The sequence below is a fragment of the Streptomyces kronopolitis genome (genome assembly GCF_014646275.1).
Taxonomy (GTDB): Bacteria; Actinomycetota; Actinomycetes; order Streptomycetales; family Streptomycetaceae; genus Streptomyces; species Streptomyces kronopolitis.
The window spans coordinates 110,935-128,670 of record NZ_BMND01000004.1 but is presented as its reverse complement, the minus strand read 5'-3'; the positions used below and the strand labels follow the sequence as shown (position 1 = coordinate 128,670).

At 74.0% G+C, this 17,736-nt stretch carries 14 protein-coding genes; 7 read left to right on the top strand and 7 right to left on the bottom strand.

From position 1 onward, the window contains the following. Positions 1-19: 19 nt before the first annotated feature. Positions 20-1,759: a hypothetical protein gene (locus IEY78_RS06735; protein ID WP_189096655.1), complete on the top strand. Its 1,740-nt coding sequence runs from the start codon at positions 20-22 to the stop codon at positions 1,757-1,759. A gap of 85 nt (positions 1,760-1,844) precedes the next feature. On the opposite strand, the gene metG is transcribed toward IEY78_RS06735, so the two are convergent. The 3 genes from metG to IEY78_RS06720 form a co-directional block, all read right to left on the bottom strand. Continuing rightward, on the bottom strand, positions 1,845-3,563 hold the full coding sequence (metG, locus tag IEY78_RS06730) for a methionine--tRNA ligase (RefSeq protein WP_189096654.1): 1,719 nt from the start codon (positions 3,561-3,563) through the stop codon (positions 1,845-1,847). Positions 3,564-3,746: 183 nt separating this feature from the next. Next, a complete protein-coding gene (locus IEY78_RS06725; protein WP_229699747.1) occupies positions 3,747-5,330 on the bottom strand; it encodes an MFS transporter in 1,584 nt (527 codons plus the stop codon). Positions 5,331-5,587: 257 nt separating this feature from the next. Then, positions 5,588-6,994 carry a vWA domain-containing protein gene (locus tag IEY78_RS06720; protein ID WP_189096653.1) on the bottom strand — a complete coding sequence of 469 codons (1,407 nt, stop codon included), beginning with the start codon at positions 6,992-6,994 and terminating at the stop codon, positions 5,588-5,590. A gap of 926 nt (positions 6,995-7,920) precedes the next feature. Between IEY78_RS06720 and IEY78_RS06715 the strand changes: the two genes are divergently transcribed. The 5 genes from IEY78_RS06715 to IEY78_RS06690 all read left to right on the top strand — a co-directional run bounded on the left by IEY78_RS06715 (position 7,921) and on the right by IEY78_RS06690 (position 12,691). Next, entirely contained in the window at positions 7,921-9,219 is a 1,299-nt protein-coding gene (locus tag IEY78_RS06715; protein ID WP_189096652.1) for an alpha/beta hydrolase, read from the top strand. Between the two features lie 207 nt (positions 9,220-9,426). Then, entirely contained in the window at positions 9,427-10,056 is a 630-nt protein-coding gene (locus tag IEY78_RS06710) for a VanZ family protein (protein ID WP_189096651.1), read from the top strand. Positions 10,057-10,314: 258 nt separating this feature from the next. After that, on the top strand, positions 10,315-11,073 hold the full coding sequence (locus IEY78_RS06700; RefSeq protein ID WP_189096650.1) for an ABC transporter permease: 759 nt from the start codon (positions 10,315-10,317) through the stop codon (positions 11,071-11,073). Beyond that, positions 11,070-11,744, top strand: a complete 675-nt coding sequence (locus tag IEY78_RS06695) for an ABC transporter permease (protein WP_189096649.1) — start codon at positions 11,070-11,072, stop codon at positions 11,742-11,744. The genes IEY78_RS06700 and IEY78_RS06695 overlap by 4 nt, the downstream gene beginning before the upstream one ends. Continuing rightward, positions 11,741-12,691: an ABC transporter substrate-binding protein gene (locus IEY78_RS06690; RefSeq protein ID WP_189096648.1), complete on the top strand. Its 951-nt coding sequence runs from the start codon at positions 11,741-11,743 to the stop codon at positions 12,689-12,691. The genes IEY78_RS06695 and IEY78_RS06690 overlap by 4 nt, the downstream gene beginning before the upstream one ends. Before the next feature lie 86 nt (positions 12,692-12,777). On the opposite strand, the gene IEY78_RS06685 is transcribed toward IEY78_RS06690, so the two are convergent. Beyond that, positions 12,778-13,935 carry an ABC transporter ATP-binding protein gene (locus IEY78_RS06685; protein ID WP_189096647.1) on the bottom strand — a complete coding sequence of 386 codons (1,158 nt, stop codon included), beginning with the start codon at positions 13,933-13,935 and terminating at the stop codon, positions 12,778-12,780. A gap of 98 nt (positions 13,936-14,033) precedes the next feature. Continuing rightward, positions 14,034-14,750 carry a response regulator transcription factor gene (locus IEY78_RS06680; protein ID WP_189096646.1) on the bottom strand — a complete coding sequence of 239 codons (717 nt, stop codon included), beginning with the start codon at positions 14,748-14,750 and terminating at the stop codon, positions 14,034-14,036. Between the two features lie 231 nt (positions 14,751-14,981). Here IEY78_RS06680 and IEY78_RS06675 point away from each other — a divergent pair, with 231 nt between their 5' ends. After that, positions 14,982-15,923, top strand: coding sequence for an NADP-dependent oxidoreductase (locus IEY78_RS06675; RefSeq protein WP_189096645.1), 942 nt, complete (start codon positions 14,982-14,984; stop codon positions 15,921-15,923). Between the two features lie 7 nt (positions 15,924-15,930). On the opposite strand, the gene IEY78_RS06670 is transcribed toward IEY78_RS06675, so the two are convergent. Continuing rightward, entirely contained in the window at positions 15,931-16,926 is a 996-nt protein-coding gene (locus IEY78_RS06670; protein WP_189096644.1) for a hypothetical protein, read from the bottom strand. Between the two features lie 162 nt (positions 16,927-17,088). Then, positions 17,089-17,694, bottom strand: a complete 606-nt coding sequence (locus IEY78_RS06665) for a hypothetical protein (protein ID WP_189096643.1) — start codon at positions 17,692-17,694, stop codon at positions 17,089-17,091. Between the last annotated feature and the right edge of the window lie 42 nt (positions 17,695-17,736).

Below are 17,736 nucleotides of genomic sequence, written 5' to 3'. Positions count from 1 at the left end.
CGCCCGCACTCTGGTGCCCATGCAGCAAGCCAGCCTCCTCTCCGCCGCGTCCGCCCTCGGGCCGAGGGCCCGGCCGGTGCGCTCCGCCCCGGCCCGTGACCTGTGGTGGCTAGCCGCCGTCGCCGTCGTCTTCACCGCCTGCCTGCTCTACTCGGCCCTGGTCACCCCCGGGCTGGGGTGGGACGAGGCGGTGTACGTCAGCCAGGTCGATCCGCACCGGCCGGCCGCGTTCTTCAGCGCCCCGCGGGCCCGCGGGGTCTCCTACCTGCTCGCCCCGGCCGCGGCACTGACGACCTCGGCGCCCCTGCTGCACTGCTATCTGGCGGTGCTCTCCGGTGCCGGGCTGCTGCTCTGCCTGTGCGTCTGGCGGCGCCTGCTGCCCGCGCCCGTCCCGGCCCTGGGCGGCGCGCTCTTCGCCGGCCTGTGGGTCACGCTCTTCTACGGGCCGCAGGCGATGCCCAACCTGTGGGTCGCCTACGCCGCGCTCGCCGCCACCGGCTGCTTCCTGCGGGCCGTCCGGCAGCCGCCCCGCCAACTGGCGCCCCGGGCCGGGCGGGGCGCGGCGGCGGGGCTGGCCGCCGCGGTGGCCTTCGCCGCGCTGATGCGCCCCACCGACGCCGTGTGGCTGGCCGTGCCGCTCTTCGTCGCGGCGCTGTGCGTACCGGCCTGGCGGCGCCCCGCCGTGCTGCTCGGGCTGCCGGCCGGGCTGGCCCTGGGGTGCGCCGAGTGGGTCGCCGAGGCGTATCTGCACTACGGCGGGCTGCTCGCCCGGCTGCGGGAGGCCGGGCGGATCCAGGGCGGCCTCGGCTGGCACCTGTCGTTCGACGACCATGCCCGGGCCCTCCAGGGGAAGACGCTCTGCCGCCCCTGCCACCTGGCGTGGGACCACCCGGAGGCGGCGGTGTGGTGGTTCCTGCTGCCGCTGGCCGTCATCGGGGCGCTCTGGGTGGGGCTGCGCCTGCGTGAGTCCGGCGGCGCGCCGCACGGGTACGGAGCGGTCTGGCCGTCCGCGCGCCGCGCCGGCCGGCATCCGCTCGGGCTGACACCCGTCCCGCCGGACGGACTGCGGCGGATCACCGCCCCGGCCGACGGCACCGGACCGGCCGGGACGACGACCCGCGGCCGCCCGGCCTGGTCCGGGGTGCGGCTGCGGGAGCCCGCCGGCGACCGGCACGGGTCCGGGCCGGCCCCGCTCGTCATGGCGGCCCTGGTCGGCGTGTGCCTCGCCGCCCCCTACCTCCTGACCGTGGACTACGCCGCGCCCCGGTTCCTGCTGCCCGCCTACGCCCTGCTGCTGATGCCGGCCGCCTGGTTCCTGTCCTGGCTGACCCGGCTGCCGCGCCGCCGGCACGGCTGGGCGGTGGCCGCCCTGGTGCTGGTGCTGCTCGGCCATGAGGTGGTCCAGCTGATGATCGTGCACCGGATGGTGCAGAGCACCGCGCGGGCGCAGACCGGCATCGACCGGATCGCCGGGATGCTGCGGGACGCCGGGGTCCGGCCGCCGTGCGTGGTCAGCGGCGAGGAGGCGGTGCGGGTGGCGTACCGGGCGGGCTGCGCGTCCCGGCAGCCGTCCGGCCATGACGCCGGCATCAGCCCCGCCGCGCTGGCCCGCCTGGGCGCGCACCGCCCGGCCGCGGTCCTGCTGCTCACCGGCGGCAAGCCGCCCGCCTACGCCCGGGGCTGGCGGCCGGTCCCGCTGCGGCCGGTGCCGGGCCTGGCGCGGCTGAGCGCCTATGTGTCGCCGCCGGCCCGGCCCTGAGCCGGGTCGCCTGCGGGGCCGCACACGCGGGCGCCCGCCCGGCCGCGGGGGCCGGACGGGCGCGTGCGCGCGGATGCGGGGAGGCCTACTCCTCGGCGCCGCCGAAGCGGGCGCGGTAGGACTCCAGGTCCTCCTCGGTGATCTTCGCGAAGAGCACCGGCGGCACGGTGAACGGCGTCCCGGCCGGCACCGAGGCCAGCGCCTCGGCCTCCTCCGGGGAGACCCACACCGCGGTGTCGTCCTCCAGCGCGAAGGCGCTGCGCATGGCCTTGGCCGAGGACGGGATGAACGGCTCGGAGACCACCGCGTAGAGGTGGATCAGGTTCATCGCCGTGCGCAGCGTCAGCGCCGCCGCGTCCTTGTCCGTCTTGATCTCCAGCCACGGGGCCTTCTCCTCCAGGTAGGAGTTGCCCGCGCTCCACAGGGCGCGCAGCGAGGCGGCGGCCTTGCGGAACTGGAGGGCGTCCATGTGGCCCTCGTACTCGGCCAGCAGCCCGGCGATCTCCGCGCCCAGCTTCTGCTCGGCGGCCCCGGCCTCGGCGCCCGCGGGCACCTCGTCGCCGAAGCGCTTCCGGGAGAACGACAGCACGCGGTTGACGAAGTTGCCGAGGGTGTCGGCCAGGTCCTTGTTGACCGACGAGGAGAACAGCTCCCAGGTGAAGGAGGTGTCGTCCGACTCGGGGGCGTTGGCGATCAGGAAGTAGCGCCAGTAGTCGGCCGGCAGCAGCTCCAGCGCCGCGTCGGTGAAGATGCCGCGGCGCTGGGAGGTGGAGAACTTCCCGCCGTAGTAGTTCAGCCAGTTGAAGGCCTTGAGGAAGTCGACCTTCTGCCACGGCTCGCGGGTGCCCAGCTGGGTCGCCGGGAACATCACCGAGTGGAACGGGACGTTGTCCTTGGCCATGAACTGCGTGTACCGGACGTTCTCGGCCTCGTACCACCACGACTTCCAGTCGCGGCTCCCGTCGGAGGCGGCGTCCGCCCACTCCTTCGTCGCGCCGATGTACTCGATCGGCGCGTCGAACCACACGTAGAAGACCTTGCCCTCGGCGGCCAGCTCGGGCCACACATCGGCCGGCACCGGAACGCCCCAGTCCAGGTCGCGGGTGATCGCCCGGTCCTGGAGGCCCTCGGTCAGCCACTTGTGCGCGATGGACGAGGCCAGCGTCGGCCACTCCTTGCTGCCGTTGCCCTCCAGCCAGCCCTCGACCTCGTGCTGCAGCTTCGACTGGAGCAGGAAGAGGTGCTTGGTCTCCCGCACCTCCAGATCGCCGCTGCCGCTGATCGCCGAGCGGGCGTCGATCAGATCGGTGGGGTCGAGCACCCGGGTGCAGTTCTCGCACTGGTCGCCGCGGGCCTTGTCGTAGCCGCAGTGCGGGCAGGTGCCGACGATGTAGCGGTCCGGCAGGAAGCGGTCGTCGGTGACCGAGAAGACCTGGCGGATCGCCCGCTCCTCGATGAAGCCGTTCTCGTGCAGCTTGCGGGCGAAGTGCTGGGTCAGCTCGACGTTCTCCCGCGAGGAGCTCCGGCCGAAGTAGTCGAAGTCGAGGGCGAAGCCGTCGTAGATCGCCTTCTGCTTGTCGTGCTGCTCGGCGCAGAAGGCGTCGACCGACTGCCCCGCGTCCTTGGCCGCCAGCTCGGCGGGGGTCCCGTGCTCGTCCGTCGCGCAGATGTAGAGCACCTCGTGCCCGCGCTGCCGCATATAGCGGGCGTACACATCCGCCGGGAGCATGGACCCCACCATGTTGCCCAGGTGCTTGATCCCGTTGATGTACGGAAGGGCGCTGGTGATGAGGTGTCGAGCCATTGCCGGCTGCTCCCAAGTCGCTACGGTGAGTGAGGATTTGCTTTACGGAACGTCAATATCGTACTGGACGGCCCGGGGGTGCCCGCGCGGGCTTTTACAGGGTGGACACGGGCTGGACAGTGCCCCGCCGCCGGACACCGGCGGCTCTCCGCAGGCCCCGGGGCCTCGCCCGCGGGGCCGCCCTCACACCGCGGCGTCCGCCGACTCGGCGCTGTCCGACGTCGGCACCTGACCCTGCTTCGCGGGCCGGCCGTTGACCATCAGCCCGGCGACCAGGGCGGCCAGCAGCATCACGGCCGACCCCACCCCGATGGCGATGGTGAACCCGTGCACGACCCCGGTCGTCACGATCCCGTCGCGCACCGCCGGGGTCAGCCCCCCGGGGCCGCCGGCCCGCCGCGCCGCGTCCGCCAGCCGGCTCGCGATGAAGGTCGCGCTCGCCGAGGTCGCGATCGTGTTCAGCAGCGCCGTCCCGATCGAACCGCCCACCTGCTGCGCGGTGTTGACCGTCGCGGAGGTGACCCCGGAGTCGTGCGGCGCCACCCCGGACGTGGCCGTCGCCATCACCGGCATGAAGGTCAGGCCCATGCCGAGACCGACGAGCAGCATGGCCGGAAGGACGTGCGAGACATAGGCGGGCGCGGCGGTCAGGTACCGCAGCGTGAAGAGCCCCGCGGCGGCCAGCAGCGCGCCCGGGACCATCAGGAACCGCGGCGGGACGCGGTGCAGCAGCCGCGCCGATATCTGCGTCGAACCGATCACGATCGCCGCCACCATCGGCAGGAACGCCATTCCGGTCTTCACCGGGGAGTAGCCGAGCACGGTCTGCAGGTAGTACGTCATGAACAGGAACATCCCGAACAGCGCGATGACCGCCAGGGCCATCGTCAGGAAGGCGCCGCCGCGGTTCCGGTTCCGCACGATGTGCAGGGGCAGCAGGGGATGGCGCGCCCGCGTCTGCCACCAGGCGAAGGCGGCCAGCAGCAGCACACCCCCGGCCAGCAGCCCGATGACCAGCCCGTCAGCCCAGCCCCGCGGCTCCGCCTCGCTGCACGCGTAGACGATCGCGACCAGGCCGCCGCAGCCCAGCAGCACGCCGGGAACGTCCAGGTGGACGCGGTCCCGCTCGGGCTTGTCGCGCAGGAACACGGCGGCGCCGGTGAACGCGATCACCGCGACCGGCACGTTCACGTACAGGCACCAGCGCCAGGTCAGGTACTGGGTCAGCAGCCCGCCGGCGATGAGGCCGATGGCCGCGCCGCCGCCCGCGATGGCCCCGTAGATGCCGAAGGCCTTGCTGCGTTCCTTGCCGATGGTGAACGTCGTGGTCAGCAGCGACAGCGCGGACGGCGCCAGCAGCGCCCCGAAGGCGCCCTGGAGCGCCCGCGCCCCGAACAGCATCGCGGAGCCGGTGGCCGCTCCGCCCAGCGCCGACGCGGCCGCGAACCCGACCAGGCCGATCATGAACGTCTTCTTCCGCCCGACCAGGTCGGCGATCCGGCCGCCGAGCAGCAGCAGCCCGCCAAAGGCGAGCGTGTACGCCGTGATCACCCACTGCCGGTTCGCGTCCGAGATCCCCAGGTCGCGCTGGGCCGAGGGCAGCGCGATGTTCACGATCGTGGCGTCCAGCACCACCATGAGCTGCGCGATGGCGATCACCACCAGCGCCCACCAGCGCCGCGGATCGGGCGGGGCCGCCACGGCCCAGCTGGGAGTGCTGGCGCCGGGAGCGCCGGCGGCGGCTCCCTGCTGGCTCGCGTCACTCATCACGACCGGCCTCGCTCGGCTGGTAGGGCCACCCCGCCCACCTCGCCGCCCACACCGGAGCAACCGGATCACACGGGGCATGTCACCCATTCAGCGTAGGTAGCGGGGCGGGCGCTCGCCTCTCGTGTGGTCAGGGAGCCGGGCGGGGCGGGAGAGGCGCCCCGTGGGGTGGTGCGTGCGGGGGCGTACGACAGCGGCCGCGGCCGGGCCGGTGGGGCCCGCCCGCGGCCGGTGACGTGGGGTGAGCGGAGCGGGGGTCAGCTGTCCTTGAGGATGCCGGCGCCGCGGGCCTCGGCGAGCCACTCGGGGAACTCGACCATGAGCTGCTGGTAGAGCTCGTCGTGGGAGAGGCCGCGGGGGTCGCGGCCGGCGTGGAAGAAGCCGGCGTTGTCGATGACCCGCTTCTCCGGGACGCTCAGGTCGTCGAGCTTGCGGAGGAAGTCGAAGCCCTTGGCGTCCGGGTCGCCGAAGCCGACGAACTGCCAGAAGAGGGGCAGCCCGGCCGCCTCGCAGAGCGCCTTCTCGGCGGCCGGCTTGGAGGTCGGGGCGCCGTCGGTCTGGAAGATGACGAAGGCCGGCGCGGTGGAGCCGGACTTCTTGTAGTGCTCGATGACGGCGTTGATGGCCCAGTGGTAGTTCGTCCGGCCCATGTGCCCGAGGCCGGCGTGCAGTTCCGCGATGCGCCCCTCGTAGTTGGTGAGGTCGAGGTCGGCGGTGCCGTCGACGTCGGTGGAGAAGAAGACGACCGGGACGGTGGCGTCGTCGTCGAACCGGGTGGCCAGGGCCAGCGCCTGCTCGGCGAGGTTCTGGACGGTGCCGTCCTTGTAGTAGTTGCGCATCGAGCCGGAGCGGTCGAGGACCAGGTAGACGGCGGCGCGCTGGGTGCCGAGGCCGTGCTTGTCCAGGGTGGCGGCCGCGGACTTCACGAGGCTGACGAGGGCGGGGGGCGTGGCGGTGCCGGTGGTGTCCGCGGCGGTGGTGTCCGCGGCGGCGGTGGCCACGGGCTCGGGGGCCGGGGCGGGCTCGGGGGCGGGCTGCGGCTCGGGGGCGGCTTCCGCCGCTGCCTCGGCCTCCGTCGTTGCCTCGGGCTCGGACGCCGGCTTGGGCTCCGGCTCCGCGACGGCCTCCGGCTCGGGCGCGGGCTCCGCGACGGCCTCGGTCTCGGTGGCCGCGGCCTTCGGCTCGGGCTCGGCTTCCGTCGCTGCCTCGGGCTCCGGCTCCGCGGCCGGCGGCGTGGGGTTGTCGAAGGCCTGGCTCACGAGGTCGGTCACGGCCTCGTCCCGCACCTCGGCCTCGTCGACGGACTCCACCGCGGCCCCGTCCCGCGCCTCGGCCTCGTCCCGTGCTGCGGACTCCTCCCGCGCCGCGGAGGTCTCCGCCGCGCGCTCCGCGACATCGGGGCGGCTGCCCTGGGCCGGCAGCGTGGGGGCCGCCGGGGCCGGGTCGTCGGCCGGAGCGTCCGTGGCGGCGGGGGGTGCCGTCCGTGCGGCCGGGACCTCGGCTTCCGGGGCCGGAGCGGAGGGGGCCGGAACGGACTCCTCGCGGGCCTCGGGAATGGTCGCGGACTCCGGGGTGGTGCCGGCGCCGCTCGGGGCCGCGCCGGTTTCTTCGCGGGTCGCCTTGGAGCGACCGAAAGCGTTGCGCAGCAGACTCCGAATGCCCATCGGCGAACCTCTCTTGCGTGTGGTGGGTGCGGCCTTTGTCCGTGAAGCACAGACATGTCCCTGACCAGGACGGATACGTAAGCGTAGCGGCCGGGACCGGCCTCATCGTGGGACCCCGCGCCTTGTGTGGTGGGCCATCCGGGGGTGTTACGGGGGCGATGGGTTTCGGCCAGGAGCCCGGCGGTGGCCCGCCGCCGCATTCGCCCTGCGTACGAGGTCGCGGGCGGTACGGGCGGGCCTTTCGGGGGTTCTGACGGACCGTCCCTCTCTTCGCCGAATCTCCCCACGGCATTTCACGGACCGGACCCCGGTATTCGCCCGGCGAAGGGCGCATCACGCAGAAAGCGTCGCAAAGGAAGCAGTGCGTCATGCATCGCGACAGTGCACCCGAACAACGCATTACTCGCCCATATGCAGCACACCGCACATCGGGAAGAATAGGGAGCAATAATTCGGCGAAATGCGTACCGCGCACCATATAGCCGGGAACCGCGGGACGGGCTTCGGCGGACGCGTCGGCGGAGAGCGCGTCAGGTGTCGCAAGGAGCGCACGGGGAAGGGAAGTTGATTCGGCCATTTGTGAAGTGGCGGGATGTGCGGGGTGGGAGGGACGGCCCGAGGCGCGGGTGTCCGGGCCGCCGGCCCCGTGCCCTGCTGCCGAACACCTCACTGACCTGGGCTTTTGGGTCGACGGGCGCGCCATCCGCGCCGCGCTCGCCGCGCCTTCGCGAGCGCCGATGGCCCCCGTCGCACATCACGCCGCGGAAACGATGTGGCAAGAGCGAGGTAAGAACTGGGTCGTTCAGGTATCCGATGCGCAGGTGTGCCCATCTTCTCCGGTGACCATTGTCCTGAGCCGCACGTTGTGCCTTAGGCGGCCGTAAGAAGGCAAGAACCCTTTCGCGGGTGACGGGAGATGTGGGCGCATGGGGCTGACCAGTCAGTCGCTCGAGTACACGGTGATCGTGCTGGCGGTGGCGAGTGTGGCCGCCACGGTGTGGCTCTGGCCCCGGTTGTCACGACGCGGGGTCGGCCCGGTCCTGGGCAGACTGGGGGCCATCGCGGTCACCCAGCTGTCGATCGTGTGCGCGCTCGCCCTCGCCGTGAACACGAACTTCGAGTTCTACGGCAACTGGGACGAGCTGCTGGGCAACAACGACAAGGCCCCGGTGTCCGTGAGCCAGGGCGGCGGCCAGTACGCCTCGGTGGGCAACATGAAGGGCGGGCTGATCCAGCCCGCGGGGCCGCAGGGCCTCGACCGGGTGACCGGGCTGCCCAAGGGCCCCGCCGACAAGGTGGGCAAGGTCGAGTCCGTGCGGATCATCGGCCGCCGCACGCGGGCCATCAACCCCGGCTTCGTCTATCTGCCGCCGCAGTACTTCCAGCAGCAGTTCCGCCGTCAGCGCTTCCCCGTCATGGTCGTCATCAGCGGCTACCCCGGCGGCATCATGAACCTCGCCCAGCACCTCCAGGTGCCGCAGAACGCGGGCCGGCTGATCGCGCAGGGCCGGATGCAGCCGACGGTGATCGTCATGGTGCGGCCGACCATCGCGCCGCCGCGGGACACCGAGTGCGTCGACGTGCCGGGCGGGCCGCAGGCCGAGACCTTCTTCACCAAGGACCTGCCGGACGCCATGAAGGCGACCTACCGGGTGGGCCACGACCCCAGCGCCTGGGGCGCGTTCGGCTACTCGTCCGGCGGTACCTGCTCGCTCCAGCTGGCGATGCGCAACCCGAAGGCCTACACCTCGGCGGTCTCGCTCTCGGGCGACTACGCGATCAAGGACGACCTGACCACCGGCAGCCTGTTCGGCCCGGGCCCCGAGGGCGCCAAGCGCGAGCACGAGCACGACCTGCTGTGGCGGCTGAAGCACCTGCCCACCCCGCAGATCTCCGCGCTGGTGGCCAGCAGCCGCAAGGGCGAGGCGGATTACGGCGCCACGATGGACTTCGTGCACGCGGTCAAGCCGCCGATGACGGTCGACTCGATCATCCTGCCGCAGGGCAGCCACCAGTTCACGACCTGGCGGCGCGAGGTCGTCCCGGCGCTGGAGTGGCAGAGCCAGCAGCTGACCTTCCCGCAGGACACCCAGGCCGCCCCGCCGCGGAAGCCCGGAGCGGGCAAGGGCGGTGCCGCGGGGCCGCAGGCCGGGCCGTCCAAGTCGCCGGCCGGGGCCGACGACAAGGGACGCCGGCGGGTGGAGGCGGAGCGCCCGCGGGGGTGAGCCGCGGGTGAGACGTCCGCGGGCGGGCCGAGCAGGCGCGCACCGCGGGGAACCGAGCAGGGGCGCCGGAGCGATCCGGCGCCCCTGCCGTGTGTCGTGGCCCGGTCCGGCGCGGGGCGGCCGGCCGTCCCGCATGATCGCCGCGACCGGGGGTACCCGCACCTGCCATCGGGGCGCACGGCCCTTCTCGGACACCGGGAGATCGTCATGGCGCGTACGGAACAAGGTGGCGGGGCCGGGTGGTCACCGGTCGCCGCGCGGGCTCCACTGGCCGTCCGGATCCTGCTGCTGGTGCTGGCGTTCGCCGCGATGGTGGCCTTCGCGGTGGCGCTGGCGCGGGTCACGCTGACCCCGTCGGCGGCGTCGGTACCGCTCACCCACCCCAACCTCCGCCCGGGCGACTCGATCCGGAGCTACTTCACCCAGTCGACGGCGGCCGACGCGGCCAAGCAGCTGGGCGGCAATGTCGTCCTGGGGATGCCGTTCGGGGTGCTGCTCCCGGTGCTGCTGCCGAAGGCCCGCGGGCTGGTGCGGGTGGGGGTGGCGACGGCGCTGGTGATGCTGCTGGTGGAACTGGTGCAGGGGGCGCTGATCACCGGCCGCGCCTTCGACATCGACGACGTGATCCTCAACTGCACCGGCGCGCTGCTCGGTTATCTGCTGCTGGGCCGCCGACTGGGCCGCGCCGTGCACCCGCGGCGCCGGCACTGGTGGCACCGGCTGCGGAACCGGGGTCCGGTGGGGCCTACCGAGACCGCCGGGGCCGGGACCGCCAGGGCCGGGACCGCCGGGGCCGGGACCGCCGGAGCGGGGACCGCCGGGGCCGGGACGGAGTGACCGCGGCGGGACGGCGTGACCGGCGACGGCCGGCCGGCAGGCCCGCGCGCGGTGGGCCGGGCCCCGCGGAACCCGCCCCCGTCGCCGCTACGGCCGGTGGACCATCCCCGGCCGCGGCTTCGCCGGGGCGAGCAGCCGGGAGACCGTGACCACCGTGTAGCCGCGCTTCTCAGCCACCCCGAGCGGCCACCCGGATAGGCCACCCCGATCGGACGCGTCCGCCGCGACACTCCGCGCCCGCCGGGGTGGACTCGTACCGTGACCGCACCGCCGCCGGACGACTGCCTGGCCCGAAACGACTGGATCTGCGGCGACTATCTGCGTACCCGTCAGCAGATCCTGCTCGACGCGGTCGCCCAGCATCTGCAGCTGACGCTGTCCTCGGTGGCGCTCGGGCTGGTGATCGCGGTCCCGCTGGCACTGCTGGCCCGCCGCCGGCGCTGGACGGCCGGGCCGGTGCTCGGCATCACCACGGTGATCTACACGATCCCGTCGCTGGCGATGTTCTCCCTGCTGCTGCCGGTCTACGGGCTGTCCGCCACCCTCGTCGTGGTCGGCCTGGCCCTGTACTCCCTCACCCTGCTCGTGCGAAACATCCTGGCGGGGCTGGACGGGGTCCCCGCCGAGGCCACGGAGGCCGCCCGCGGCATGGGGTACGGGCCGATGCGCCAACTGCTGACCGTGGAGCTGCCGCTGGCCGTGCCGGCCGCGATGGCCGGGCTGCGGATCGCCACGGTCTCCGCGGTCGCGCTCACCACCGTCGGCGCGATCGTCGGATACGGCGGGCTGGGCAACCTCATCTACGCCGGGATGAACTCCTTCTTCAAGGCGCAGGTACTCACCGCGTCGGTGCTCTGCGTGCTCATCGCGGTCGTCCTCGATCTGCTGCTGCTCGGTGCGGAGCGGCTGCTCACGCCCTGGCGCCGGACGCACCGGCGGACGCGGGTGCGCGGGGTGCGCCGTCGGGCCACGGCGGCGACGGAAGAGCCGGCCGCGGCCGTCGGGCGGCGGGCGTGAGCACCCTCGCCGCGGTCTGGTCCTGGCTGACCACCGCCGCCAACTGGTCCGGCGAGAACGGCGTCTGGCACCGCCTCGAACAGCATGTGGTGCTCACCTTCGCCTGCCTGGTCCTCAGCGCCCTGATCGCGCTGCCGGTCGCGCTGACCCTCGGCCATCTCGGGCGCGGCGGTGCGCTGGCCGTCAACCTCGCCAACGTCGGCCGGGCGGTGCCCACCTTCGCCGTCCTGGTCCTGCTGCTGCTCACGCCCCTCGGGCGGTACGGTCAGTGGCCGACGATCATTGCGCTGGTGCTGTTCGCCATTCCGCCGCTGCTGACCAACGCATACGTCGGGATGCGGGAGGTGGACCAGAACGTGGTGCGGGCCGCGCGCGGCATGGGGATGACGGGGCTGCAGCTGGTACGGCGGGTGGAGGTGCCGCTCGCCTTCCCGCTCGTGCTGACCGGCATCCGGATCGCCGCGGTCCAGCTGGTGGCCACGGCGACGCTGGCGGCGCTGGTGGGCGGTGGCGGGCTGGGGCGGATCATCACCGCGGGGTTCAACCTGGCCAGCACCCCGCAGGTGGTCGCAGGCGCCGTACTGGTCGCGGTGTTCGCCCTGCTGATGGAGGCGGCCTTCGAGCTGGTGCAGCGGCGCGCGCCGGGGTGGGTGCGGGGGCAGGCCCGGTGAGGGCCGCCGGGCCGGTCCTGGTGCTCCTCGCCGTCGTCGGGCTCGGGGCCTGCGCCGGCGGGCCGTCCCTGGAGACCCGTTCCGCGATCACCAGCTCCCCCGGCGACAGCCACGAGCTGGCCATCGGCTCGGCCGGGTTCACCGAGAGCGAGCTGCTCGCCCAGATGTACGCGGCGCTGCTCGACCACGCCGGCTACCGCACCCATGTGGTGACCGTCGGCAACCGTGAGCTGTACGAACCCGCCCTGGAGGCCGGGCAGATCGATGTCGTCCCCGAGTACGCCGCGACCTTCGCGGACTGGCTCAACACCAAGAACAAGGGCTCCAAGGCGGCCCCGGTCGCCTCGCCCGATCTCGGCGTCACCATGGCCGCGCTGCGCCGGCTGGCCGCCCCCCGCGGGCTGACCGTGCTCCCGGCCGGCCGGGCCGTCGACCAGAACGCCTTCGCGGTGAGCGCCGCCTACGCCCGCAAGCACCACCTCAAGACCCTCAGCGACCTGGGCCGGTCCAAGCTGCCGGTGCGCCTGGCGGCGGGTGACGAGTGTGTCCAGCGGCCGTTCTGCGCGCCGGGGCTGCGGAAGAAGTACGGGATCCACATCACCGCCATCGACCCGAAGGGCGTCGGCACCACCCCCGCCAAGCGGGCCGTGCAGAACGGGCAGGACCAGATGATGCTGACCACCAGCACCGATGCCACCCTCGACAAGTTCGGTCTGGTGCTGCTCACCGACGACAAGAAGCTGCAGAACGCCGACTACGTCCTCCCGGTCGTCAACCGCTCCCGCGCCGGCAGCGCACGGGTGGCCGCCGCGCTCAACCGCCTCGGCAAGGTGCTCACCACCGCCGATCTGGCATACCTCAACGAGCAGGTGGACAGCTGGCGGCGGCTGCCCGAGGACGTGGCCCGCGCCTTCCTGCGATCGAAGGGGCTGCTGCCGAAGGGGTGACCGCGGCGGCACGGCACGGTCGGCGCGGCGGGTGTTTCACGTGAAACAGCCGCTCTCCCCCTCGCTCCCCCTCTCGCGCGACGCGCTCACTGCGTCGGCACGGAGTCCACCTCGTCCCGCTCCCGCGGTACGCCCCGCTTGCCCCGGCCGATGGTGCGGCGCAGCGCCTCGTGGAGCGCGGTCGGGGTGAGGACGCCCAGGAAGCGGTGGCCGTCCAGGACCGCGATCCAGCCGGCGTCGTGCTTGAGCATCTCGCTGAAGGCGTCCTTGAGGGTGCCGGTCACCGGGACCCAGGCCTCCATCCGCCGGGCGTGCCCGGCGACCGTGCCGGCCGCCCCCACCAGCTCCTCCGTGCCCACCCAGCCGTGCAGTTCGCCCTCCTCGTCGAGGACCACGGCCCAGCGGGCGCCTTCGGTCCGCAGCCGGGTCATGGCGTCCGCGGCGGGCTCGCCGAGCCGGGCGAACGGAGGGCGTTCGAGGTCGGCGCGGTCGATGGCGGTGACCGAGAGCTGCTTCAACGCGCGGTCGGTGCCGACGAATTCGGCGACATAGGGCGTGGCGGGGGCGCCGAGCACGTTCGCCGGGGTGTCGTACTGCTCGATCCGGCCCTCCCCGTAGACCGCGATCCGGTCGCCGAGCCGGATGGCCTCCTCGATGTCGTGGGTGACCAGCAGCACGGTCTTGTGCATGCCGGCCTGGAGCCGCAGGAACTCCTTCTGGAGCCGGTCGCGGACGACCGGGTCGACCGCGCCGAACGGCTCGTCCATCAGCAGCACCGGCGGGTCGGCGGCGAGCGCACGGGCCACCCCGACCCGCTGGCGCTGGCCGCCGGAGAGCTGATCGGGGTAGCGGGAGCCGTAGACGCCGGGGTCCAGGCCGACCAGGTCGAGGAGTTCGGCGGCCCGCTCGCGCGCCCTGGCCTTCTTCCAGCCGGTCAGAAAGGGCACGGTGGCGGTGTTGTCCAGCACGGTGCGGTGCGGGAAGAGGCCGGTCTGCTGGATGACGTAGCCGATCCGGCGGCGCAGCCGGACGGGGTCGACGCCGGCGATGTCGGCCCCGTCGACGCTGATCCGGCCGCGGGTGGGGTCGATCAGCCGGTTGACCATCATCATGGTCGTCGTCTTGCCGCAGCCGGACGGCCCGACCAGCGTCACCAGCTCACCCTCGCGGACCTCGAAGGAGAGGTCGTCGACGGCGGTGGTCCCGTCGGGGTAGCGCTTGGTGACGGAGTCGAACCGGATCATTGCGCCATTGAATCCCGGGGTTAGCGGCCCGACCCGTCTTACGGGCAATCGGGTGGGGCGGGTCCGGACGGGCCGTCAGCGGAGGCCGGGGCACCGGTTCAGCCGAGGGCGCCCGCCGCCGGCTCGCCGCTCGCCGAGGGGGCGTCACCCGCCGCCGGCCCGCCGCCCATCCGGTATCCGGCGCCCGGCACGGCCTCGATCACCGGCGGGTCGCCGAGCTTGGCGCGCAGGGTGCCGAGCGTGACGCGGACGGCGTTGGTGCGGTGGCGGGGCTGCTCCTCCCACACCTCCTCGATCAGCTCGTCGTCGCCGACCACCGCGCCCTGGGCACGCAGCAGCACCTCCAGCACGCCGAACTCCCTGCGGGACAGCGCCAGCGGCCGGCCGTCGCGGACGGCCAGCCGGCGCCCGGTGTCGAGGCGGACACCGGCCCGCTCGATCACCGGCGGCCGTCCGGAGCGGGCGCTGTGGCCCAGTGCCAGCACCCGGTCGCGCAGCACGTCGAACGCGAACGGCTTGGTCAGCAGGTCGTCGGCGCCGGGCTCCCGGCCGCCGGGAGAGGGCGCCGGGCCGGACGCGACCAGCAGCAACACCCGGGTCGGCAGCGCCTGTTCCACCACGTACCGGAAGACCTCGTCACCGTGCAGGCCGGGCAGATCCTGGTCCAGGACGAGGACGTCGTAGGCGTCGCGCCGCAGCCGGTCCAGTGCCCCGCGGCCGCTGTGGGCGATGTCCACCGTGAGCGCCGCGCGGCGCAGCCCCGAGACGATCATGTCCGCGAGGAACTCCTCGTCCTCCACCACCAGAACGCGCATGGCGTCATGTGTACCCGAGCCGCCGCGTCCGGCCGCCGGACGCTCCTGCGGCGGCGACCCGCGGGCCGGGGAATTCACCACCCCGGGTCCGCCCGGCGGCCAGGCGGCCCTGCCCGGGGGGCCGTACGAGTTGCTTCCGCCGCACCGCCTCCCCTCCTGCCGCGTCCGGCCCCGCCCCCGTGCTTACGATCCACTTCGGCCACCGGTCGGAAGGGTGGAAGGGAACGCCACATGAGAGCCGTAGCAGTCAGCGCATTCGGTGCACAGCCGCAGCTCATGGATCTGCCACAGCCCGAACCAGGGCCCGGTGAGGTCCTGGTGCGGCTGGCCGCCGCCGGACTCAACCCCATCGACTGGAAGATCGCCGACGGGATGTTCGGGGATGCCATGCCGGCCTCGTTCCCGCTGGTCCTGGGGTCGGACGGGGCGGGTGAGGTGCTCGCGATCGGGTCGGGGGTACGGCGGTTCACCATCGGCGACGCGGTGTTCGGGCAGTTCCAGCGGCCGGCGCAGGGCGGCGGTTCGTACGGCGAACTCGCCCTCGCCGACGAGGACCGCATCGCGCACGCCGCCCGCAGCGTCACCTACGCCAGCTCCGCGGCGCTGCCGACGGCCGGCATGACCGCGTACAACCTGGTGGAGGAGACCCGGGTGGGCGAGGGCCGCCGGGTGCTGATCGTCGGTGCCACCGGCGGCGTCGGCACCTTCGCCACTCAGCTCGCGGCCGGCCGCGGCGCGGAGGTGATCGCCACCGCCCGCCCCGCCAAGGCGGAGCTGATGCGCACCCTGGGCGCCGCGGAGACCGTCGACCACACCGCGGGGTCGGTCGCCGACCAGGTGCTGGCGGCCCATCCGGACGGGGTCGACGTGCTGATCGACATGACCGGCGGGCCCGAGGATTTCGCCAAGATGACCCGGACCGTGCGCGACGGGGGCATCGCCGTCTCGCTCATCGGCTCGGCCGACGCGGACGAGCTGACCGAGCACAACCTGCGCGGCTTCAACTTCGTCAACCGCCCCTCCCCGCAGCTGCTGGAGATCCTCGCCGGACACGTCGACGCGGGCCGGCTGACGGTCCTGGTGGGCCGCGAGGTCCCGCTGGAGGAGGCGCCGGAGGCCCTGGCCGCCAGCCGCACCGGCCGGGCGCAGGGCAAGACGGTGCTGGCGCTCTGAGCGCGGGTCAGCAGCCGTCGGCACCGCGGGCCGCGCGCCGTGCGCGCAGCGCCCGGGCCGCCTGCGGGCCGCCCGCGGCCAGCGCGCCGGTCAGCGTGCCCGCGCCGATGAGCAGCCAGACCCCGGTGAGCAGCGGATCGGTGAGCGCGTCGGCGTAGGCGCCCGCGGCGGGCCGGGAGACCATGGCGGGCAGCGCGTCCAGGGTGCGGCGGCGCAGCAGTGACAGCGCCACGGCCAGCAGCGCGGCGGCCGCCGCACAGCCCGCCCCGGCGCCGATCAGCGCCCGCCGCCGGCGCCGCACCAGCAGCAGCCCGCCGGCCAGGCACAGCGCCGCGGCCGGCGGCAGCAGCCGGGCCCCGGTGAGGACGAGGTCGTGGAGCGCCCGCACCCGCGGCACGTCCGGCGCCTTCAGCAGCACGATCCGCACCCCGGCCGACGGCACCCGGCGCACGACGTCGAGCCCCATGCCGTTGTGGGACAGCTGACCGCGCACCCGCTCCACGACGGGCGTGAGATCGAGGGTGACCGCGGAGCGGCCGGGCGCGGTCAGGCTGCCGTCCAGGGTCCGGTGGGCGGTGCGGTGCACCCCGTTCCACATCGCCGGGAAGCCGTGGCCGGTGACGACCTGCCGCACCTGCCGGGTCACGTACTGGCGGATGCCGCGGGTGAAGTGGCGGCGCACCGCGGGGCGTTCGGCGCGGGGGACGGTCCTCAGCAGTCCGTCGAGCCGGACGTGGGCCATCACCCCGTCGGTCACCTCGTGGACGACCGCCTCCTGGACGGCGGTGTTCCCGGCCAGCGGCGCCACCGCCGCCACATAGCCGTCGGTCTCGGTCAGCTCGGTGCGCGCCCGGACGGCGGCCAGCCCCAGCGGCAGCAGCACCGCCCCCACGAGCAGCAGCACCCCGCCGACCAGGCTCCGCGGGCGGCGGCGCGGGCCGGGCGGCGAGGGCTTTGCCGCGCGCACCCGCCCGCCCGGGCGTACGGGTGCGCTCGCTGACATCGCGGCTGTCCTTCCTGGCGGCACTGCGGTCTGCGTCCCCTGGCTCGGCCGGTCCGGGGAGCGCCACCCGGCGCGCCCCGCGGCCTGCTCCCAGGCAAGTGCGAACCCCCGCCGTCCGCGAGCGGGGCCGGTGCCAACGGGTGACCGGGCGCCCGCCCGCGCTCAGCGCCGGGCCGCGGTCCGCCGCCGCACCGCCCGCACCACGCCCGGCCCGAACAGCGCGGCGGCCGCGGCGCCCACCGCCCACCACACCCAGTCGTCGCCGTCGCCGCCCTCCGGATGCGTCTCCGGCATGTCGTCGAGGTCGCCCGAGCAGGCCGTGGGCGCGAAGGAGCCGCCGACGTAGACGCAGACCGTCGCGGCGGCGCGCAGGCTGCCGGGGGCCGCGGTGGCGGTGAGGTCGGGGCGGTCGCCGAGCACGGCGGTGGCCCGGAACACCTGGATGTCGTGCGCGGGCAGATCGGAGCGCCAGATCACCTTCCGCCCGCCCGCGCCCCGGCCTTCGACGGTGGCGCCGGGCGCGGTGGCGGAGGTCGTGGTGGCCGGCATCTCCTGCTCGATGCGGGCCCGGTGGACGACGGTGGGCCCCAGGTTGTGCACGGTGATGCGGTAGTCGAGCCGCTTGCCGGCCTCGGTGTCGTCGAGCCCGTCGGTCACCGCGACCGACACCGAGACGGCGGGCGGTGGTGCCTGCGGGAAGGCTGCGGCGGCGGACGGTCCGAGGAACGTGGCGGTGCACAGCAGCGTGCGGACAACGGCGGTTCTCATGCCGTCATCGGAGCATCGCGGCCGCCGCCACCGGCGGCAGGC